Origin of the sequence: Curtobacterium sp. SP.BCp (genome assembly GCF_051903255.1) — a bacterium.
Lineage (GTDB): Bacteria > Actinomycetota > Actinomycetes > Actinomycetales > Microbacteriaceae > Curtobacterium.
The window spans coordinates 878,096-897,987 of record NZ_CP194338.1; the positions used below are offsets into that span (position 1 = coordinate 878,096).

The 19,892-nt window shown below is 71.5% G+C and carries 17 protein-coding genes; 9 read left to right on the forward strand and 8 right to left on the reverse strand.

Annotated elements, in window-relative coordinates:
• Window positions 1-200: 200 nt before the first annotated feature.
• A complete protein-coding gene (locus ACRQ4C_RS04440) occupies window positions 201-1,562 on the forward strand; it encodes a PhoH family protein (protein ID WP_439690274.1) in 1,362 nt (453 codons plus the stop codon).
• A gap of 162 nt (window positions 1,563-1,724) precedes the next feature.
• Here the strand turns inward: ACRQ4C_RS04440 and ACRQ4C_RS04445 are convergent, their stop codons facing one another.
• From ACRQ4C_RS04445 to xseA, 5 genes are all read right to left on the reverse strand, one after another.
• Complete coding sequence (locus tag ACRQ4C_RS04445; protein WP_439690275.1) at window positions 1,725-3,146, reverse strand: class II fumarate hydratase; 1,422 nt, start codon at window positions 3,144-3,146, stop codon at window positions 1,725-1,727.
• A 133-nt stretch (window positions 3,147-3,279) separates the two neighbouring features.
• The gene (locus ACRQ4C_RS04450) at window positions 3,280-3,894 is read right to left on the reverse strand and encodes a carbonic anhydrase (protein WP_290132580.1); all 615 of its coding nucleotides are present in this window, start codon (window positions 3,892-3,894) and stop codon (window positions 3,280-3,282) included.
• 46 nt (window positions 3,895-3,940) lie between these two features.
• The gene (locus ACRQ4C_RS04455; protein WP_290132579.1) at window positions 3,941-4,582 is read right to left on the reverse strand and encodes a DUF4245 domain-containing protein; all 642 of its coding nucleotides are present in this window, start codon (window positions 4,580-4,582) and stop codon (window positions 3,941-3,943) included.
• Window positions 4,579-4,842, reverse strand: a complete 264-nt coding sequence (locus ACRQ4C_RS04460) for an exodeoxyribonuclease VII small subunit (protein ID WP_290132578.1) — start codon at window positions 4,840-4,842, stop codon at window positions 4,579-4,581. Before ACRQ4C_RS04460 ends, ACRQ4C_RS04455 begins: the two co-directional genes overlap by 4 nt.
• Before the next feature lie 125 nt (window positions 4,843-4,967).
• Window positions 4,968-6,206 (reverse strand): exodeoxyribonuclease VII large subunit, encoded by a 1,239-nt coding sequence (xseA, locus tag ACRQ4C_RS04465; protein ID WP_439690276.1) that lies wholly within the window; start codon window positions 6,204-6,206, stop codon window positions 4,968-4,970.
• Window positions 6,207-6,343: 137 nt separating this feature from the next.
• Here xseA and ACRQ4C_RS04470 point away from each other — a divergent pair, with 137 nt between their 5' ends.
• Both ACRQ4C_RS04470 and ACRQ4C_RS04475 read left to right on the forward strand, forming a co-directional pair.
• Window positions 6,344-7,408: a 4-hydroxy-3-methylbut-2-enyl diphosphate reductase gene (locus tag ACRQ4C_RS04470; protein ID WP_439690277.1), complete on the forward strand. Its 1,065-nt coding sequence runs from the start codon at window positions 6,344-6,346 to the stop codon at window positions 7,406-7,408.
• Window positions 7,405-8,166 carry a DUF6264 family protein gene (locus tag ACRQ4C_RS04475; RefSeq protein ID WP_290132576.1) on the forward strand — a complete coding sequence of 254 codons (762 nt, stop codon included), beginning with the start codon at window positions 7,405-7,407 and terminating at the stop codon, window positions 8,164-8,166. The genes ACRQ4C_RS04470 and ACRQ4C_RS04475 overlap by 4 nt, the downstream gene beginning before the upstream one ends.
• Window positions 8,167-8,301: 135 nt before the next feature.
• On the opposite strand, the gene ACRQ4C_RS04480 is transcribed toward ACRQ4C_RS04475, so the two are convergent.
• Both ACRQ4C_RS04480 and fbaA read right to left on the reverse strand, forming a co-directional pair.
• Window positions 8,302-9,561, reverse strand: a complete 1,260-nt coding sequence (locus tag ACRQ4C_RS04480) for a M18 family aminopeptidase (protein ID WP_439690278.1) — start codon at window positions 9,559-9,561, stop codon at window positions 8,302-8,304.
• Between the two features lie 110 nt (window positions 9,562-9,671).
• On the reverse strand, window positions 9,672-10,700 hold the full coding sequence (fbaA, locus tag ACRQ4C_RS04485) for a class II fructose-bisphosphate aldolase (RefSeq protein ID WP_290132574.1): 1,029 nt from the start codon (window positions 10,698-10,700) through the stop codon (window positions 9,672-9,674).
• A 219-nt stretch (window positions 10,701-10,919) separates the two neighbouring features.
• Between fbaA and glpX the strand changes: the two genes are divergently transcribed.
• Window positions 10,920-11,909, forward strand: a complete 990-nt coding sequence (glpX, locus tag ACRQ4C_RS04490; protein ID WP_400410220.1) for a class II fructose-bisphosphatase — start codon at window positions 10,920-10,922, stop codon at window positions 11,907-11,909.
• Between the two features lie 133 nt (window positions 11,910-12,042).
• Here the strand turns inward: glpX and ACRQ4C_RS04495 are convergent, their stop codons facing one another.
• Complete coding sequence (locus ACRQ4C_RS04495) at window positions 12,043-13,305, reverse strand: DNA recombination protein RmuC (protein ID WP_439690279.1); 1,263 nt, start codon at window positions 13,303-13,305, stop codon at window positions 12,043-12,045.
• A gap of 155 nt (window positions 13,306-13,460) precedes the next feature.
• Between ACRQ4C_RS04495 and iolC the strand changes: the two genes are divergently transcribed.
• The 5 genes from iolC to iolD are packed head-to-tail and all read left to right on the forward strand — an operon-like array spanning window position 13,461 to window position 19,878.
• Window positions 13,461-14,516, forward strand: coding sequence for a 5-dehydro-2-deoxygluconokinase (iolC, locus tag ACRQ4C_RS04500; protein ID WP_439690280.1), 1,056 nt, complete (start codon window positions 13,461-13,463; stop codon window positions 14,514-14,516).
• Window positions 14,509-15,540 carry a class I fructose-bisphosphate aldolase gene (locus tag ACRQ4C_RS04505; protein WP_290132570.1) on the forward strand — a complete coding sequence of 344 codons (1,032 nt, stop codon included), beginning with the start codon at window positions 14,509-14,511 and terminating at the stop codon, window positions 15,538-15,540. The genes iolC and ACRQ4C_RS04505 overlap by 8 nt, the downstream gene beginning before the upstream one ends.
• Window positions 15,537-17,048, forward strand: coding sequence for a CoA-acylating methylmalonate-semialdehyde dehydrogenase (locus ACRQ4C_RS04510; protein WP_290132569.1), 1,512 nt, complete (start codon window positions 15,537-15,539; stop codon window positions 17,046-17,048). The genes ACRQ4C_RS04505 and ACRQ4C_RS04510 overlap by 4 nt, the downstream gene beginning before the upstream one ends.
• 8 nt (window positions 17,049-17,056) lie before the next feature.
• Window positions 17,057-17,956 (forward strand): 5-deoxy-glucuronate isomerase, encoded by a 900-nt coding sequence (gene iolB, locus ACRQ4C_RS04515; protein ID WP_439690281.1) that lies wholly within the window; start codon window positions 17,057-17,059, stop codon window positions 17,954-17,956.
• Window positions 17,953-19,878: a 3D-(3,5/4)-trihydroxycyclohexane-1,2-dione acylhydrolase (decyclizing) gene (iolD, locus tag ACRQ4C_RS04520; protein WP_290132567.1), complete on the forward strand. Its 1,926-nt coding sequence runs from the start codon at window positions 17,953-17,955 to the stop codon at window positions 19,876-19,878. The genes iolB and iolD overlap by 4 nt, the downstream gene beginning before the upstream one ends.
• Window positions 19,879-19,892: the final 14 nt, after the last annotated feature.

A 19,892-nucleotide genomic window follows, 5' to 3' on the forward strand; every position in this document is an offset into this window, starting at 1 on the left:
GCGGGGCGCACCGCTCAGGTCGCGTTCACGCGACCGTAACCCGCCGCGCCGCGTGTCGCGTGCGCCGTGTCAGGGGTCGGACGTAGTTTGACGGCATCGGGCACCGCGCCCGATCGAAGCGGCCGCAGCAGGTGCTTCGAGACCCGCTCCAGTGGCCGCGTCGAGGACAAGGACCGGGTCCTTCGCGGCCCGGGGATGGAGTGGTCGTGACCTCTCAGAACGTCTCTCGCGGAACGCAGCAGCAGCCCACCGCGGACTCGTCCACACCGGTCGCCCAGCGCACGTACGTGCTCGACACCTCGGTGCTCCTCAGCGATCCGCGGGCACTGTTCCGCTTCGCCGAGCACGCGGTCGTCCTGCCCGTGGTGGTCGTCAGCGAGCTGGAGTCGAAGCGCAACGACCCGGAGATCGGGTACTTCGCCCGGCAGGCACTCCGGATCCTCGACGACCTCCGGGTCGAGCACGAACGACTCGACTTCCCGATCGCGATCGGTGACGGCGGCTCGCTGCGGGTCGAGCTGAACCACTCCAACCAGGCGGTGCTGCCGTCCGGGCTGCAGCTCGGCGACAACGACTCGCGGATCCTCGCGGTCGCGATGAACCTCGCGAACGACGGCCTCGACGTCGTCGTGGTGTCGAAGGACCTCCCACTGCGCGTCAAGGCGTCGTCGATCGGCATGGCCGCCGAGGAGTACCGCGCCGAACTCGCGGTCGACAGCGGCTACACGGGCCTCACCGACCTCCAGGTCTCCGGCGAGCAGATGGCCGACCTCTACGAGCACGAGGAGATCCGCTCCGGTGCACTCGCCGACGTGCCGGTGAACACCGGGGTCGTCATCCACTCCGAGCGTGGCTCCGCCCTCGGCCGCGTGCACACCGCGGGCTCGGTGGCGCTCGTGCGCGGCGACCGCGAGGTGTTCGGCCTCCGCGGACGGTCCGCGGAGCAGCGGCTCGCGATCGACGCGCTCCTCGACCCGGAGATCGGCATCGTGTCCCTCGGCGGCGCGGCGGGCACGGGCAAGTCGGCGCTCGCGCTCTGCGCCGGCCTGGAGGCGGTCCTCGAACGCCAGCAGCACAAGAAGATCATGGTCTTCCGGCCGCTCTACGCGGTGGGCGGTCAGGAGCTCGGGTACCTGCCGGGCGACGCCGCGGAGAAGATGAACCCGTGGGCGCAGGCGGTCTACGACACCCTCGGTTCGGTGGTGTCGGACAACGTGCTCGACGAGGTGGTCGAGCGGGGGATGCTCGAGGTCCTGCCGCTCACCCACATCCGCGGTCGGTCCCTCCACGACGCGTTCGTCATCGTCGACGAGGCCCAGTCGCTCGAACGGAACGTCCTCCTCACGATGCTGTCCCGGATCGGGCAGAACTCGCGGGTCGTCCTCACCCACGACGTCGCGCAGCGGGACAACCTGCGGGTCGGCCGGCACGACGGCATCGCGTCCGTGATCGAGCGGCTGAAGGGTCACCCGCTGTTCGCGCACGTGACGCTGACGCGCTCGGAGCGGTCGGCGATCGCGGCACTCGTGACGGAGATGCTCGACTCGCCCGACCTCGTGTAGCGGGCGCGGTCCTTCGCGCCACGAAAGCGACATCGAACCGGCTGTCGAGGCCGGTTCGATGTCGCTTTCATGGTTCCCACACCACGAGACGGACGGGAGGCGCGGTGCGGGCTGGCACCGCGCCTCCCGTCCCTCTCGGGGTCGCGTCGCGCGCTCGGCGCGTCAGTTCGGGTGCGTCATCGAGAGCACGTCGAGGGCGCTGTCGAGCTGCTCCTCCGTGACCTCGCCCCGCTCGACGTAGCCGAGGGCCACGACTGCTTCACGCACGGTGATGCCCTCCGCGACGGCGTGCTTCGCGACCTTTGCGGCGGCTTCGTACCCGATCACGCGGTTGAGCGGCGTCACGATCGACGGGGAGGACTCCGCGAAGGCGCGAGCACGGTCGAGGTTGGCCTCGAGCCCGTCGACCGTCTTGTCGGCGAGGACGCGCGAGCTGTTCGCCAGCAGACGGATCGACTCGAGCAGCGCCGTGCCCATCACCGGGATCGCGACGTTCAGCTCGAACGCGCCCGACGCACCGGCCCACGCCACGGTCGCGTCGTTGCCGATGACCCGGGCCGCGACCATCAGGGTGGCCTCGGGGATGACCGGGTTCACCTTGCCGGGCATGATCGACGATCCGGGCTGGAGGTCCGGGATGTGGAGCTCGCCGAGGCCGGTGTTCGGCCCCGAACCCATCCAGCGGAGGTCGTTGTTGATCTTCGTGAGGCTGACCGCGATGACCTTCAGCGCGCCGGAGGCCTCGACGAGTGCGTCCCGCGCCCCCTGCGCCTCGAAGTGGTCGAGGGCCTCGGTGATCGGCAGCCCCGTGTCCTCGGCGAGCTGTGCGATGACCTCCTGCGGGAAGCCCTTCGGGGTGTTGATCCCCGTGCCGACCGCGGTCCCGCCCAGGGGCACCTCGGCGACGCGGGGGAGGGTAGCCTCCACACGCTCGATGCCGAGCCGGATCTGTCGCGCGTACCCGCCGAACTCCTGCCCGAGGGTCACCGGGGTGGCGTCCATGAGGTGGGTGCGCCCGGACTTCACGGCGTCGGCCCAGAGCGTCGCCTTCCGCTCGAACGCCTCGGCGAGGTGCTCGAGCGCGGGGACGAGCGTGCGGATCAGGGCCTCGGTCACGGCGACGTGCACCGACGTGGGGAAGACGTCGTTCGAGGACTGCGACGCGTTCACGTGGTCGTTCGGGTGCACCGGCGTGCCGGCGACGTCGGAGGCCAGCGTCGCGAGGACCTCGTTCATGTTCATGTTCGACGAGGTGCCGCTGCCGGTCTGGTAGACGTCGACCGGGAACTGGTCGTGGTGCTGGCCGCCGATGATCGCGTCCGCGGCCGCGACGATCGCCCCCGCCACCGACTCGTCCACGATCCCGCGGGCTCCGTTCACGATCGCGGCGGCACGCTTCACCCGTGCGAGGGCGACGATCTGCGACGGCTCGAGGCCGCTGCCGGAGATCGGGAAGTTCTCGACGGCCCGCTGCGTCTGGGCGCGGTAGAGCGCCGACTTCGGCACCCGGACCTCGCCCATGGTGTCGTGCTCGATGCGGAACCCGTCATCGGTGGTAGCTGCGGTCTCGGTGGTGTCGGTCACGTCGTCGTGGTCCTTCCTGGGTGTGCTCCGGCGCGGTCGCGTCGGTCGGTGCTGCGACGGTGCTCTTCCGTCGCGCCGGTCGTGGGGCTGGTCGCCGTCGTGCCGGTGGTGTTCGGGGCTGGTCGCGCCCTGGTCAGGCCTCGCCCACGACGGTGTCGATCGTGACCTCGCCCGAGGCCAGGTCGTACGTCGCCCCCACGACCGCCAACCTACCCTCGGCGACGGCGTCCGAGACGGCGCCCGACCGCTCGAGGACCTGCGCGAGGGTGTTCTCGAGGTGCGCGGCACCGATCGACTCCTGCGACAGGTCGGCGTCGGTGGCACGGACCTTCTCGACGCTCGGGGCGATGGCGTCGACGAGCGACTGGAGGTGCGGGGCCGGCACCGGCTCGCCCGAACGGGCGGCGGCGACCGCACCACAGCGGGTGTGACGGAGGACGACGACGAGCGGCGTGCCGAGCGCGACGACCGCGAACTCGATCGACCCGAGGACCACGTCGTCGACGATCTGACCGGCGTTGCGGATCGCGAAGAGGTCGCCGATGCCCGCGTCGAACACGTGCTCGAACGGCACGCGGGAGTCGGAGCAGCCGAGGACCGTCGCGAAGGGCGCCTGCGAACCGGTGAGCTCCGAGCGACGGTCGGGATCGGTCCGGCCCGTCCGACGCTTGTCGGCGGCGAACCGGGCGTTGCCCTCGACGAGCAGTCGGAGGGCGTCGGACGGGGTGGAGGCGGCGCGGTCGGGCATGGGGTTCCTCGGGGTGCTGCGGTCGGTCAGGGGTGGACGATGGGGGTCACCGGTCCGCGAACTGCTCGGACACGGCGGTCGCGAGCGTGCGGAACGAGGCGTCGTCGGCGGTGCCGGCGAGGACGAAGGTGTACTTGCCGGTGGTGCGCACGAGCGCGTAGGCGTTGTTGCCCGCGTCCTTGCCCTCGTCGCGTCGGTCGTAGACGGTCCACTTCGTGCCGTCGATCGTCGTCGAACCCGTCGCGGGCTTCTGGTCGAGCTGGTTCGCGACCCAGGACGCGTTCGCGGAGACGCCCTGCTGCAGCCCGATGTACTGCTTGTCCGGCGTCAGGAAGCCGACCGTCCAGACGTCGACGCCGTCGCCGGACTTGTCCGTCCAGTCGGCGCGGTTCGCGGAGAAGCCCTTCGGCAGCGTCGGAGCGGCGAGCTCGACGCCCCGGACGTCCGCGTCGGCAGCGACCTGCTGGTAGTCCACCGTGCGGTCCACGATCTGGGTGTCCGGTCGGACGACGACCGCCACGAGGAAGAGGACGATCCCGAGCGACGCGATCAGCGCGATGACGAGGTTGAACGCCGTCTGGTGCTGCCGGCGAGCCGTGCGCGCGGCGTCCTTGCGCGCCCAGGTCTCCTCCGGGGTCTCGGCTCGACCGAGCTCCGCGACGATGGGCCGTCCGTCCGCGTCGGTCATCGGGCGTCACCGCCGTCCGTCGCGGTGCCGCGCTCGTCAGACGCCGCGCGGGCCGCGTCGAGCCGTGCGCGGGCGCCGACCAGCCACTCCTCGCACCGGGCGGCCAGGGCCTCGCCCCGCTCCCACAGCCCGAGGGAGCGCTCGAGCGTCGCGGAGCCCTGCTCGAGCTCGGCGACGACGCGCACGAGTTCGTCGCGCGCGGCCTCGTAGCTCAGCGTGGCGACGTCGACGACCTGCTCGGGTTCCTGCTGGGATGACACACCACGATCCTACCGAGCAGCCACCGACGCGGCGTCGCCGACCCAAGCCTGTGCAGGCCCCTCGCGGAACCGGCCCTGTGCAGGACCGGTGCTGCGAGGCGGACGCGCCCGGTGCCTCCCGGTCGTCACACCGCGCCGTCCGGACCCGGCCCGTCCGGCTCGAGCGTCCCGGTGGCCGTGCCGGCCCCGAGCGTGACGTGGACCGGAGTCGCGCCGTCGAGGTCCTCCGACGCGCGCACCACCCCGCCGTCCGCCGTCTGCACGATCGCGTACCCGCGACGGAGCGTGTCCCGCGGCGACAGTGCACGGAGCCTGGCCGTCAGGTGTCCGACGTCGGAGTGGGACCGTTCGAGCCGGCGGTCGAGGAGTTCGCGCGCGCGGGAGAGGTCGCGTGCCACCTCCTCCGCGCGGGTGTCGACGAGCCACGCGGTCGAGGCGAGCGCCGGACGCGAGCGGAGCGCCGCGATCCGGTCCGCTTCGACCGAGAGCGTGTGCGAGAGCCGGAGGCCGAGCCGAGCACGTGCCTGCCGGACGTTCGCGAGCTCCTCGGCGACGTCGGGCACGACCCGCTTCGCCGCGTCGGTCGGTGTCGAGGCGCGGAGGTCGGCGACCTCGTCGAGGATCGGGCGGTCGGCCTCGTGCCCGATCGCCGACACGATCGGTGTGGTGGCCGCCGCTGCTGCGCGCACGAGCGTCTCGTCGCTGAAGCCGAGGAGGTTCTGGAAGTCGCCACCGCCGCGTGCGATGACGATCACGTCGACGGTCGGGTCCGCGTCGAGCTCGAGGATGGCGGCCGTGACCTCGCCCACGGTCCGTTCGCCCTGCACCGCGGTGTGCACCGTGCGGAACTCGACCTGCGGCCACCGCAGCTGCGCGTTGCGCTTGACGTCCTTCTCGGCGTCGGAGTCCTTGCCGGTGATGAGGCCGATCCGGTGCGGGAGGAACGGCAGCCGCTTCTTCCGCGACGGGTCGAACAGCCCCTCCGCCGCGAGGGTGCGACGGAGCCGTTCGAGCCGTTCGAGGAGGTCGCCGAGCCCGACGTGCTTCATCTCGACGACCTGCATCGTGAGCGAGCCGCCCTTGACCCAGTAGTTCGGCTTGACGGCAGCGACGACCCGGTCGCCCTGCTTGAGGTCGGCCGGCACGCGCGAGCGCACGCTCGACCAGATCGAGAACGACACGGTCGCGTCGACCTCGACGTCCTTGAGCTTGCCGTAGACGTTGCCGCCGGCGACGTTCCACTGCGTGATCTCGCCCTCGACCCACGCGGTGCCGAGACGGTCGATCCAGTCGCGGAGCTTGGCGCCGAGCAGCGCGACGGGCCAGGGGTTGTCGGCCGTCGGCGGGCCCTGATCGATCGCCATGTCGCTCCTTCCGAACGCGGGACACCCATGCTGCCGCAGACCGGTGACACGGCCGGTCGCACCGCGCCGCGCGGGAGTTCTCCACAGGGGTGGTCGTGCCCAGGTCGTGCGGGTGCCGCTCACCTATCATCGGGGACGTGACGATCACCAACGGCCACACGGTCCCCCTCGCCCCGCCGCGGGTGCACGCGACGCGCGGGCGGCTGCGGGACGAACCGGTCGCCGGGACGAAGAAGGTGCTGCTCGCCGCGCCGCGCGGGTACTGCGCCGGCGTCGACCGGGCGGTGGTCGCCGTCGAGCAGGCCCTCGAGCAGTACGGCGAACCCGTCTACGTCCGGAAGCAGATCGTCCACAACGTCCACGTCGTGTCGACGCTCGAGCAGCGCGGGGCGGTGTTCGTCGACGACGTCGCCGAGGTCCCCCGCGGAGCCCACGTGGTGTTCAGCGCGCACGGGGTGTCCCCGGCGGTCGTCGCCGGCGCCGCCGACCGCGACCTGCACGCGATCGACGCCACGTGCCCGCTCGTCACGAAGGTCCACCGCGAGGCCACGCGCTTCGCCAAGGCCGACCGCACGATCGTCCTCATCGGGCACGAGGGGCACGAAGAGGTCGAGGGGACGATGGGCCACGCGCCCGACCGCACGATCCTCGTGAACGGTCCGGAGGACGTCGCCGCGCTCGAGGTGTCCGACCCCGACAACCTCGTCTGGCTGTCTCAGACCACGCTGAGCGTCGACGAGACCATGGAGACGGTGCGGCTGCTCCGCGAGCGGTTCCCCACCATCCAGGACCCCCCGTCGGACGACATCTGCTACGCCACGCAGAACCGTCAGGTCGCGATCAAGAAGGTCGCCCCGGCAGCCGACCTCGTCATCGTCGTCGGGTCCGCGAACTCGTCGAACAGCGTCCGCCTCGTCGAGGTCGCGCTCGAGCACGGCGCCGCAGCCGCGCACCGCATCGACTACGCCGAGGAGATCCGGCAGGACTGGCTCGACGGCGTCGCCACCGTCGGCGTGACGAGCGGCGCGTCCGTGCCCGAGGAACTCGTGACCGAGGTGCTCGAGCAACTCGCCGACGCCGGGTACAGCGCCGTCGAAGAGGTCGTCACCGCCCACGAGGACCTCATGTTCTCGCTCCCGAAGGAGCTCCGGACGGATGCGGCCGGCCAGCCGACCCGCGCGCTCGGCGGGCGGCGCGCATGAGCGGCGACTGGTCCTCGACACCGGCCCACGACCCGGCCGCCGGGCGGTCGGCAGCGGGCGGGTCGACGGCCGGCAGTCCCGGGGACGGCCTGGAGGCACGGCGCGGCCCCGTCACGTCGGCCGCCGCCCCGGCAACGGGTCGCGCCCACGGCACACCGGCTCCGCAGTACGGCGAGTACGCGCCCGAGGGGTGGGTGAACCCGGTCCTCGTCGAGCAGGAACGTCAGGAGCGCGAGGCGGCGTCCCGTGCGCTCCGCGAGCAGGCGGCGCGCGAGGCCACCGCGGGCCCCGGACGGACCACTGATGGGCGTCCCCGCACCGGGCGTTCGGCCGGCACGCCCGCGGGCACCCCGGGAGCGACCGACGTCGTGCCGACCAGCCGGTTCGGCGCGTCGCCGCTCGACTTCGGCCTCACCGTGGGGCTCCTCGTCCTCGGGTTGTGGAACGTGCTCGGGTCCCTGCGGGTCGGCACCACGGCGTCGCAGGTCCGGCAGACGTTCGAGCGGCAGTACACGACCTTCTCGGACCCCTCGGCGCTCACCACCGCGGCCGTCGTCATCGCGGTCGCCGCGGTCGTGCTCTTCGCACTGACGGTGTGGTGGTCGGTCCGCCGCCTCCGCGCGCGCCGGCGGACGTTCTGGGTGCCCCTGCTCGGCGGGGTGGTGTGGACCGCCGTCAGCGTCACCGCGTTCTTCGTGGTGCTGATGCAGGACCCACGGATGGTCGACGCGATGCTGCGGCAGGCGAGCGGCGGCTGACCCGGCCAGGCCCTCCTGCACAGCCCGCGAGGAAGACGGCGACCGCGCTCAGCTCGCGAGGAAGGCGGCGACCGCGCTCAGCTCGCGAGGAAGGCGGCGACCGCGCTCAGCTCGCGAGGAAGACGGCGACCGCGCTCAGCCCGCGAGGAAGGCGGCGACCGCCCCGTGCAGCGCGGCGAGGTCGTCGACGTGCACGAGCTCGCGCACCGAGTGCATCGACAGCAGCCCGACGCCGATGTCGATCGTCGGGATCCCGAGTCGGGTCGCCGCGATCGGCCCGATGGTCGAGCCACCCGGGATCGTGTTGACGTTGACGAACGGCTGGTACTCGACACCGGCCTGGTCGCACGCCGCCGCGAACACGGCCTCGCCCTTCGCCTCCGTCATGTAGCGCTGGTTCGCGCTGATCTTCAGGAGCGGGCCCCCGCCCGGCCGCGGTCGGTTCGTCGGGTCGTGCTTCTCCGGCTGGTTCGGGTGCACGAGGTGCCCGGCGTCGCTCGAGAGCAGCCACGACGCGCGGAACGCCCGCGCGGCTTCGGACCGGGTCGCCCCGAGGCCCTCCTGCACGCGGCCGAGGACGTCCTCGAGGAACGGCCCACCGGCACCCGACGGCGTCGAGGAGCCGATCTCCTCGTGGTCGAACGCGGCGACCACCGGGATGTGCTCGGCGTCGGACGGAGCAGCGATGACGCCGAGCAGTCCGGCGTGCACGCTGGTGAGGTTGTCCATCCGGCCGGACGCCAGGAACTCCTGGTCGATGCCGATCCGGGCGGGCGCCTGCGTGTCCGCGAGGAAGAGGTCCCACGACACGGCTTCGTCGCCGACCTGGTCACGCAGCCACGCGAGCACGTCGGTCCCGCCGACGTCGCCACCGACGCCGACCACCGGGATCGTGTGCCGCTGCCGGTCGATCTCCTTGCCGTCGTTCACACCACGGTCGAGGTGGATCGCGAGGTTCGGGATGCGGGCGACGGCGCCGGTCGCGACGAGCCGCACGGTGCCGTCGGCGTCGACCACCCGGCCGGCGATCGCGAGGTCGCGGTCGAACCACGTGGAGAGCAGGGCGCCGCCGTAGACCTCGACGTTCAGCTGCTCCCAGCCGAGCGTCCGCACCGCGGGGTTCGGCTTCACCCGGAACGTCGGCGAGTCGGTGTGCGCGCCCAGGATCCGGAACGGCATCGTCGCGGTCGCGCCCTCCGGCAGCCGCCAGGCGATCACCGCGCCGTCACGGACGACGACGTACGCGCCGGGAGCGGTCGGCCAGGCGTCGAGCTCGGACAGCTCGGTGAAGCCGGCCTCCACGAGTCGGTCCCGCGCCACCGCCGCCGCGTGGAACGCGGTGGGGGACTCGGTGACGTACTGGGCGAACTCGGAGGCGATGGCGTCGGCGGTCACGCTCCCCATCGTGGCACGCGGCGTCGCCCACCGCGGCCAGGGGCGACCGGACGCAGCACGGGGCGCGTCCGTCGGACGCGCCCCGTGCCTCCCGGCTGCTGCCTGCCGGATCAGCCCTTGGTGTGGCCGGCCGAGCCGAGGACCTTCGCGGCCTCGCCCACGCGGGCGGCCATGGCGGTCTCGGCGACCTTGCCCCAGGCGCGCGGGTCGTACTGCTTCTTGTTGCCGACCTCGCCGTCGATCTTCAGGACACCGTCGTAGTTGCGGAACATCGAGTCGGCGATCGAGCGCGTGAACGCGTACTGCGTGTCGGTGTCGATGTTCATCTTGATGACGCCGTTGCGGACGGCCTCGTGGATCTCGTCGTCGGTCGAGCCCGAGCCACCGTGGAAGACGAGGTCGAGCGGGTTCTCGCCGGTGCCGTGCTTCTCGGCGACGGAGGCCTGGATCTCGCCGAGGAGTTCCGGACGGAGCTTGACGTTGCCGGGCTTGTAGACGCCGTGCACGTTGCCGAAGGTCAGCGCGGCGATCCAGCGACCCTGGTCGCCGAGGCCGAGCGCGTCGACGACCTTCTCGACGTCGTTCGGGGTCGTGTAGAGCGCGTCGTTCGTGCCCTCGTGCTGGACGCCGTCCTCCTCGCCGCCGACGACGCCGATCTCGACCTCGAGGATGGCGTTGATGTTCCGCGTCTTCGCGATCATCGTCTTCGCGATCTCGATGTTCTCGTCGAGCGGCACCGCGGAGCCGTCCCACATGTGCGACTGGAAGATCGGGTTGCGGCCCTGACGGACCTCCTCCTCGCTCGCGGCAATGAGGGGGAGGACGAAGCCGTCGAGGGCGTCCTTCGGGCAGTGGTCGGTGTGGAGGGCGACCGTGATGTCGTAGTTCTTCGCGACCTCGTGGGCGAACTTCGCCATCGCGAGGGCTCCGGCGGCACGGTTCTTGACCGTGTGGCCCGCGAAGTAGTCCGCACCACCGGTGGTGACCTGGAGGATGCCGTCGGAGCCGGCCTCCTGGAGCCCCTGGAGGACCGCGTTGATCGTCTGGGACGACGAGACGTTGACCGCGGGGTAGGCGAACTTGCCGGCCTTCGCTCGTTCGAGCATCTCGGCGTACTGTTCCGGCGTTGCGATGGGCACTGCGATCTCCTTCGACGTGGTGGTGTCCTCGCTGAGCCTAGTCAGCCGGACTGGGCCCTGCCGGCCGGTTCCGGAGCGACGCGCCAGCGGCGGTCCGGCCGTGTCCGGTGGGAGAGGCGCGGTGCGGGTTACGCGCGCCGCTTTCGTCGGTGCTGCACATGCGTTCACGGCGCTCGCGACCGGCCCGCCTCGCGGCTGGCCGTCGGTACGCTGGGCGCTGTGACTCCCACGACTGAGACCGGTTCCCTGTTCCTCCAGCCCGACCGCAACCTGGCGCTCGAGCTCGTGCGTGCGACGGAGGCCGCCGCGATCCGTGCGCAGCCGTGGGTCGGCCGGGGTGAGAAGAACCTCGCGGACGGTGCCGCGGTGGACGCGATGCGGAAGTTCCTCGGCACGGTGAACTTCGACGGTGTCGTCGTGATCGGTGAGGGCGAGAAGGACAACGCCCCGATGCTCTACAACGGCGAGCACGTCGGCAACGGCCACGGCCCGGCGTGCGACATCGCGGTCGACCCGATCGACGGCACCTCGCTGACCGCTGCGGGCCGGCAGAACGCGATCAGCGTGATGGCCGTCTCGGACCGCGGGTCGATGTACGACCCCAGCGCCGTGTTCTACATGGACAAGATCGCTGCCGGGCCGGAGGGGCGTGGGGTCCTCGACCTGGAGAAGCCGATCGGGGAGAACATCCGGGCGCTCGCGAAGGCGAAGCACAAGGACATCGAGGACATGCAGATCGCGGTCCTCGACCGTCCGCGCCACGACGAGCTCATCCGCGCGATCCGCGCGACGGGTGCCGGCACGCGCCTGCTGCTGGACGGTGACGTCGCCGGCGGGATCTCGGCGGCGCTGCCGGGGTCGAAGATCGACATGTGCGTCGGTGTCGGCGGCACCCCGGAGGGCATCATCACCGCGTGCGCGATCAAGGCGCTCGGCGGGGTGATCCTCGGCAAGCTGCAGCCGAAGGACGACGAGGAGCGTGAGCAGGCGATCGCTGCCGGGCACGACCTCGACAAGGTCCTCGACCAGGACGACCTCGTCACGGGTGACAACACGTTCTTCGTCGCCACGGGTGTGACCGACGGCGTGCTCGTCGACGGGGTCCGTCGTTCGCGGGGTGTGATCCACACCGACTCGCTCGTGCTCCGCAGCCGCTCGAACACGATCCGCCGCATCCAGGCCGACCACCGCGCCGAGAAGTGGTTCTGATCCGCTGAGGCCGCGGACGCACCGCACCGTGCGGTGCGGTGCGGTGCGGTGCGATTCACGTTCGCACGACCACAGTCCGTCCGAGCCATGTTCCCGCGTGGTTCGGACGGATCGTGGTTGTGCGGCGTGCGGGTCAGTCCTCGTCGAGCGCCCCGACCAGCTCCGGCGCCGTGAGCAACCGCGGCTCGTCGTCGATCGAGGCGGGGTCGGCGATGACCTTCGACTCGTCGAGCAGGGACAACCGTCGGGCACTCGGCAGCACCTGCCGTTCGAGCGACCCCACGAAGCGGTTGTAGTCGACGACGGTGCCGCGGATGGCCCGACCGAGCTTGTCCACGTGCCCGGCGAGCGTCGACAGGCGTCCGTAGAGCTCCCGCGAGACACGGAAGAGCTCGCGGGCCTCGGCCGTGACGACGTCTTGCTGCCACGAGAACGCCACGGTCTTGAGGACCGACCACAGCGTCACGGGGGAGGCCAGCGCGACCCGCCTCCGGAAGGCGTGGTCGAGCAGCCCCGGGTCCGCCGCGAGCGCACTGGCGATGAGCGACTCCGACGGGATGAACGCCACGGTCAGCTCGGGTGAGGCGTCGTACCCGGACCAGTACTCCCGCGCCGCGAGGGCGTCCACGTGCGCCCGCAGCGCCCGCACGTGCTGCTGCAGGAGCCGGTCGCGCCGGGCGCCCTCCGCCCCGGTGGCGGTCGCGGGGATCTCGGCTGCCTGCAGGTAGGCGCTGAACGGCACCTTCGCGTCGACGGCGATGGTCTTGCCGCCGGGCAGGTGCACGACCATGTCCGGTCGCGCGGACCCGGCGGACGTCGTCACGGAGGACTGCACGTCGAAGTCGACCCGTTCGAGGAGCCCGGCGGCTTCGACCACGTTGCGGAGCTGCGTCTCGCCCCAGACGCCCCGCGTGCTGTTCGAGGACAGTGCGCTCGCGAGCGTGTCCGCGGTGGCGCGCAGACGTTCCTCGGACTCCGCTGCTGACCGCAGCTGCGCGGAGAGCACGCCGTACTGCTCGCTCCGCGACTGTTCGAGCTCGGCGATCTTGGCGCGCATGACGTCGAGGGTCTGCGCGACCGGGCTCAGCGCGGAGAGGACCTTCGACTCGTTCTGGTTCCGTGCCGCATCGGCGCCGTGCATCCGCTGTACGAGGTGCTCGAGCTCCGCCGCCCGGCGCTCGAGCGAGTCGACCTGCCGGCGGTACTGCGCGTCCTGCGCGTCGAGGCGTTCCTCGGCGTCCGCGCGGACGGTGTCGAGCTGCGCGCGCAGCGCGTCCGCTGTGGCGTGCGCGGCGGCGGCGTCGACACCGGCGCGCGAGCGGGCGAGCGCCCAGGCGAGGACGGCACCGACGGCCAGGCCGATGACGAGGCCGATGACCAGGGCGAGGATCTGCATGACGCGACCCTGGCAGGAGCCACCGACACCGCGCCTCCAGGCCGTGTCGCACCCCGATGCGGCGCCGAGCCAACCATGTAATGACATTAGGGCAAACGAGGTGTACAGTCGTGATCGTCCGCCGATGAAGCCGCACGGAAGGTCCATCCCGTCGCATGACGAACGAAGCACCGCACGCCTACGACGTGATCACGATGGGACGCGTGAGCGTCGACGTCTACCCGCAGCAGACCGGTCCGCTCGAGGACGTCACCACCTTCTCGAAGTCCGTCGGCGGGAGCGCGACGAACGTCGCGATCGCCGCGGCCCGCCACGGCGCTGACACCGCCGTGATCACCCGCACGGGCAACGACCCGTTCGGCCGCTACATCGCCCGCACCCTGCCGGAGTTCGGCGTCGCGAACGACTTCGTCGAGACCGTGGACGGGCTGAACACCCCCGTCGCGTTCTGCGAGATCTTCCCGCCGGACGACTTCCCGCTGTACTTCTACCGGGCGCCCAAGGCACCGGACCTCATGATCACCGCGAAGTCGCTGCCCCTGCACGAGATCGAGCGGGCCCGGATCTTCTGGACGACCGTCACGGGTCTCAGCGAGGAGCCGAGCCGGCACGCCCACCACGTCGCGCTCGCGGCGCGGAGCGCGTCCACGAGCGGGACGAAGCAGCACACCGTGCTCGACCTCGACTACCGGCCGATGTTCTGGTCGTCGCCCGAGGCCGCCACGCGCGAGGTCGCCGTGGCACTCGAACACGCGACCGTCGCGGTCGGCAACCGCGAGGAGTGCGAGGTCGCGGTCGGGGAGACCGACCCGGTCCGCGCCGCCGATGCGCTGCTCGAGCGGGGCGTGGAGATCGCCATCGTGAAGCAGGGTCCGAAGGGCGTCCTCGCGAAGACCCGCGACGAGTTCGTCGAGTTCCGCCCGCACACGATCGACGTCGTCAACGGCCTCGGCTCCGGCGACGGCTTCGGCGGCGCGCTCACCCACGGCCTGCTCGAGGGCTGGGACCTCGGGCGGATCCTCGCGTTCGCGAACGCCGCCGGCGCGATCGTCGCCACCCGGTTCGAGTGCTCGACCGCGATGCCGACGAGTGACGAGATCGAGCAGTTCATCGCGTCCAACCCGGCCGCGAGCACCACACACAGCAGCGCGTCGCAGGCCACCGCGTCGCAGACCACCGCGTCGCACACCGAGGAGACGGCCGATGCCTGAGCTCACCACCGCTGACTTCCAGCGCCTGCGCGACGTCCGCGCCGCACAGCCCGACGTCGTCCAGCAGACGTTGCACGCCCGTCGGAAGCGCGACCTGCTCGCCGAGGACGGCAAGCTGTTCGTCGTCGCCGCCGACCACCCCGCCCGCGGTGCCCTCGCCGTCCGCGACGACGCCTCTGCGATGGCCGACCGGTACGACCTCCTCGAACGACTGGTCGTCGCACTCGGCCGACCCGGTGTCGACGGGGTGCTCGGGACGCCCGACATCATCGAGGACCTCGCGCTCCTCGGCGCGCTCGACGACAAGGTCGTGGTCGGGTCCATGAACCGCGGCGGCCTGCGCGGGGCGACGTTCGAGATGGACGACCGCTACACCGCCTACTCGGCACGCGCCATCAAGGACGACGGGCTCGACTTCGCGAAGCTGCTCGTCCGGATCGCCCTCGAGGACGCCGGCACCGCACCGACCCTCGAGGCCACCGCCCGGGCAGTGAGCGAGGCGGCCGCACTCCGGCTGCCGATCATGCTCGAGCCGTTCATGTCCTCGTGGCGGGACGGGAAGGTCGTCAACGACCTCACGGCCGACGCCGTCATCACGTCGATGGCCATCGCGGCCGGCCTCGGTGAGTCCAGCGCGTACAGCTGGCTGAAGATCCCCGTCGTCGACGACATGGAACGGGTCATGGCCGCCACGACCCTCCCGACGCTGCTGCTCGGCGGTGACCCGTCGGGCAGCCCCGAAGCGACCTACCGCACATGGGCCGACGCCCTCGCCCTGCCGGGCGTGCGTGGACTCGTCGTCGGACGGACCCTGCTCTACCCGCCGGACGGCGACGTGGCCGCCGCCGTCGACGTGGCCGCCGGACTCGTCCACAGCGCGGACGCGACGGCAGGCGTCGCCTCGCCGTCCGTCCACAGCCTGGAGGCCCGGGTCGGGTCGTCCACAGATCCTCGCGACCGCGACACGCGGCTCGCCGACGCCACCACCATGGACTCGTCCATCCCGGAAGGAAGCAACGCATGACCACCACGGAGCAGACCACCACCACGGTCGGGCACTGGATCGACGGCGCGCACGTCGTCTCCGCGTCCGGCAACACCGCTCCCGTGTTCGACCCGGCGCTGGGTGTCGCGACCAAGCAGGTCGCCCTGGCCGACGAGTCCGAGATCCAGGCCGCGATCGCGAGCGCGAAGGCTGCGTTCCCCGCGTGGAGCAACCTGTCCCTGTCGAAGCGGCAGCAGATCCTGTTCGCGTTCCGCGAGGTGCTGAACCGCGACAAGGCCGAGCTCGCCGAGATCATCACGAGCGAGCACGGCAAGGTCATCGACGACGCGCTCGGTGAGATCGCACGCGGGCAAGAGGTCGTCGAGCTCGCCACGAACATCCCGAGCCTGATGAAGGGTGAGTTCTCCGACCAGGTGTCGACGGGCATCGACGTGTACTCGATCCGCCAGCCGCTCGGTGTCGTGGGCATCATCTCGCCGTTCAACTTCCCGGCGATGGTGCCGCTGTGGTTCCTGCCGATCGCGATCGCGGCCGGCAACACCGTGGTGCTGAAGCCGTCCGAGAAGGACCCGTCGGCCGCGATCTGGCTGGCGTCGAAGTTCAAGGAGGCGGGACTACCGGACGGCGTGTTCAACGTGCTGAACGGCGACAAGCTCTCCGTCGACGGGCTGCTCACCAGCCCCGACGTCGAGTCGATCTCGTTCGTCGGGTCCACCCCGATCGCGCAGTACGTCTACGAGACCGGCACGAAGCACGGCAAGCGGGTGCAGGCCCTCGGCGGTGCGAAGAACCACATGCTGGTGCTGCCGGACGCCGACCTCGACCTCGTCGCGGACAACGCGATCAACGCGGGCTTCGGTTCCGCGGGTGAGCGTTGCATGGCGATCTCGGTCGTCGTCGCCGTCGAGCCCGTGGCGGACGAGCTCATCGAGAAGATCACGGAACGTGCGGCGACGCTGCGCATCGGTGACGGGCGTCGCGGCTGCGACATGGGCCCGCTCGTCACGGAGCAGCACCGCGACAAGGTCGCCTCGTACATCGAGGTCGCAGAGCAGGACGGTGCGGTGGTTGTGGTGGACGGCCGCACCGTCCGACCCGACGGCGACGAGAACGGCTTCTGGCTCGGCCCGACGCTCATCGACCGGGTGCCGACGACGAGCCGGGTCTACACGGAGGAGATCTTCGGCCCGGTGCTGAGCGTGGTCCGCGTCGCTTCGTACGAAGAGGGCCTGGAGCTCATCAACTCGGGCGCGTTCGGCAACGGCACCGCGATCTTCACCAACGACGGCGGCGCCGCTCGTCGGTTCCAGCGCGACGTGCAGGTCGGCATGATCGGCATCAACGTGCCGATCCCGGTGCCGGTCGCGTACTACTCGTTCGGCGGCTGGAAGAACTCGCTGTTCGGCGACCACAAGGCGTACGGCGCCGACGGCGTGAGCTTCTTCACCCGCCAGAAGGCCATCACCTCACGGTGGCTCGACCCCTCGCACGGCGGCATCAACCTCGGCTTCCCGTCGAACGGCTGACGCACCCGATGACGAACGACAACTGGTTCATCCCCGCCGGCTCCCGCCCCGAGGCGGGCTGGACGGACGTGGTGGACGCACGTGTCGCGGGGTGGGCGCACACCGGTCTCCGGACCGGCACCCTCCGTGACGGGGGCGAGCTGCGTCTCCCGGCCGACGCCGTGGAACGCCTGGTCGTCCCGCTCGCCGGCAGCTTCACCGTGGCGTACGACGACACGACGCAGGTCCTCGAGGGACGCGCCAGCGTCTTCGAGGGGCCGACGGACGTCCTGTACGTCGGGTCCGGGACCGCAGCGACGATCACCGGCACCGGTCGTGTCGCCGTGGCCGAAGCACCGACCGAAACGGTCGAGCCGAGCACGTACATCGCCCGTCGGGACGTCCCGGTGGAGCTCCGCGGTGCCGGCCAGTCGAGTCGACAGGTGCACAACTTCGGCACCCCGGCGGCGCTCGACGCGGTCAAGTTCATCGTGTGCGAGGTCATCACCCCGGCCGGGAACTGGTCGTCCTACCCGCCCCACAAGCACGACACCACCGTGCCCGGCGCGGAGTCGAACCTCGAGGAGATCTACTACTACGAGGCCGCGGTGTCCCGCGGGGTAGCGGACATCGCCCCGGAGGCCGCGGACCCCTTCGCGCTGCACCGGACGTACGCCTCGGACGACCGCGCGATCGACGAGTTCCGGCAGGTCCGCACGGGCGACATCGCGCTCGTGCCCTACGGGTGGCACGGCCCCGCCGTCGCCGCCCCCGGCTACGACATGTACTACCTCAACGTGATGGCCGGGCCCGACCCGGAGCGCGTCTGGAACATCACCGACGACCCGGCCCACGGCTGGGTCCGTCAAGCGTGGGCGAGCGAGCAGCTCGACCCCCGCCTGCCCTACGAGAAGGAGTCCTCCCGATGAGCCAGCACACCGGCCCGGCGCAGACCCGTCGGATGACCGTCGGCCAGGCACTCGTCGAGTTCCTGGCGAACCAGTGGACCGTCGACGGCGACCACCGTGAACGCACCATCCCGGGGATCTTCGGCATCTTCGGGCACGGCAACGTCGCCGGGCTCGGGCAGGCCATCAAGCAGCTCCACGTCGAGCAGCCGGGCCTGCTGCCCTACCACCAGGCCCGCAACGAGCAGGCGATGGTGCACGAGGCCGTCGGCTTCGCGCGCATGCACCGCCGCCGTGCGACCTTCGCGTCGACGGCGTCCGTCGGCCCGGGCGCCGCGAACATGCTGACCGCCGCCGCCCTCGCGACGACGAACCGGCTCCCGGCGCTGCTGCTGCCGTCCGACACCTTCGCGACCCGGACCACCGACCCGGTCCTGCAGCAGATCGAGATGCCGCACGACACCTCGTTGCAGGTGACCGACGCGTTCCGGCCCCTGTCGCGCTTCTTCGACCGCGTCGAGCGGCCCGAGCAGCTGTTCTCGATCGCCCTCGCCGCGATGCGCGTCCTGACCGACCCGGCCGAGACCGGCGCCGTGACGATCGCCCTGCCGGAGGACGTGCAGGCCGAGGCCCTCGACGTCCCGGTGTCGTTCCTGCAGCCGCGCGAGTGGCACATCCGTCGCCCGCTGCCGGAGCACGGCCCCCTGGCTCGTGCGGTGGCGGCGATCCGTGCGGCGAAGCGTCCGGTCATCGTCGCCGGTGGCGGCGTGCTGTACTCCGACGCGTCGGAGCAGCTCGCCGCCTTCGTCGAGGCGACCGGGATCCCCGTCGGGACCTCGCAGGCCGGCGGCGGCTCCCTGGTCTGGGACCACCCGCAGTACCTCGGCGGGGTCGGCGCGACGGGCACCGCGGCCGCGAACGCGATCGCCGCACAGGCCGACGTGGTGATCGGCATCGGCACGCGGTACAGCGACTTCACGACGGCGTCGCGGACGGCGTTCCAGAACCCCGACGTGACCTTCGTCAACGTCAACGTCGCTGCGTTCGACGCCTACAAGCACGGCACGCAGCTGCCGCTGATCGCGGACGCCCGGGAGGCACTGGTCGCCTTGACCGCGTCGCTCACGACCGACTCGTCGTACGCCGTCGACGCCGGCTACGCGGCCGAGATCGCGCAGCGGAAGCAGGAGTGGGACGCCGTGGTCGACGCCGCCTTCGCGCCGTCCGGGCTCGCGCTGCCCGGGCAGTCGGAGATCATCGGCGCCGTGCAGGCCGCGACCGACCCCCGCGACGTCGTCATCCAGGCCGCCGGTTCGCTGCCGGGCGACCTCCACAAGCTCTGGCGGGTGCGGGACGCCCTCGGCTACCACGTCGAGTACGCGTTCTCGTGCATGGGCTACGAGATCGCCGGCGGCATCGGCGTGCGCCGTGGTGCCCCGGACCGCGACGCCATCGTCATGGTCGGCGACGGCTCGTACCTCATGCTCCACACCGAACTCGTCACCGCGGTCGCCGAGGGCATCAAGATCGTCGTCGTCCTCATCCAGAACAACGGGTACGCGTCGATCGGGCACCTGTCCGAGACCGTGGGGTCCGAGCGGTACGGCACGAAGTACCGCTACCTGGACGAGACCGGCTCGTTCGAGAACGACGCGGTGCTGCCCGTCGACCTCGCGGCGAACGCCCGCTCGTACGGCGTCGACGTGATCGAGGTCCAGCCCGGGCCGGACGCGGTCGCCGACCTCACGGCAGCGGTCCGCCAGGCGAAGGCGAACGACCACACCACCCTCGTGCACGTGCACTCCGACCCGCTCGTCTACGCCCCCGAGGGCGACGGCTGGTGGGACGTCCCGGTCGCCCAGACCTCGACCCTCCCGAGCACGCAGCAGGCCCGCACCGAGTACGAGCAGCAGGTCGCTGCCCAGCGGCCCCTCCTCGGCTGAACCACCCTCCACCC

Excerpts from the sequence above, each read along its gene's own strand:
- iolB (WP_439690281.1), top strand. The coding sequence starts at position 17,057 with ATGACGAACGACAACTGGTTCATCCCCGCCGGCTCCCGCCCCGAGGCG.
- ACRQ4C_RS04495 (WP_439690279.1), bottom strand. The coding sequence starts at position 13,305 with ATGCAGATCCTCGCCCTGGTCATCGGCCTCGTCATCGGCCTGGCCGTC.
- iolD (WP_290132567.1), top strand. The coding sequence starts at position 17,953 with ATGAGCCAGCACACCGGCCCGGCGCAGACCCGTCGGATGACCGTCGGC.
- xseA (WP_439690276.1), bottom strand. The coding sequence starts at position 6,206 with ATGGCGATCGATCAGGGCCCGCCGACGGCCGACAACCCCTGGCCCGTC.
- ACRQ4C_RS04505 (WP_290132570.1), top strand. The coding sequence starts at position 14,509 with ATGCCTGAGCTCACCACCGCTGACTTCCAGCGCCTGCGCGACGTCCGC.
- ACRQ4C_RS04510 (WP_290132569.1), top strand. The coding sequence starts at position 15,537 with ATGACCACCACGGAGCAGACCACCACCACGGTCGGGCACTGGATCGAC.
- iolC (WP_439690280.1), top strand. The coding sequence starts at position 13,461 with ATGACGAACGAAGCACCGCACGCCTACGACGTGATCACGATGGGACGC.
- ACRQ4C_RS04475 (WP_290132576.1), top strand. The coding sequence starts at position 7,405 with ATGAGCGGCGACTGGTCCTCGACACCGGCCCACGACCCGGCCGCCGGG.
- ACRQ4C_RS04450 (WP_290132580.1), bottom strand. The coding sequence starts at position 3,894 with ATGCCCGACCGCGCCGCCTCCACCCCGTCCGACGCCCTCCGACTGCTC.
- ACRQ4C_RS04455 (WP_290132579.1), bottom strand. The coding sequence starts at position 4,582 with ATGACCGACGCGGACGGACGGCCCATCGTCGCGGAGCTCGGTCGAGCC.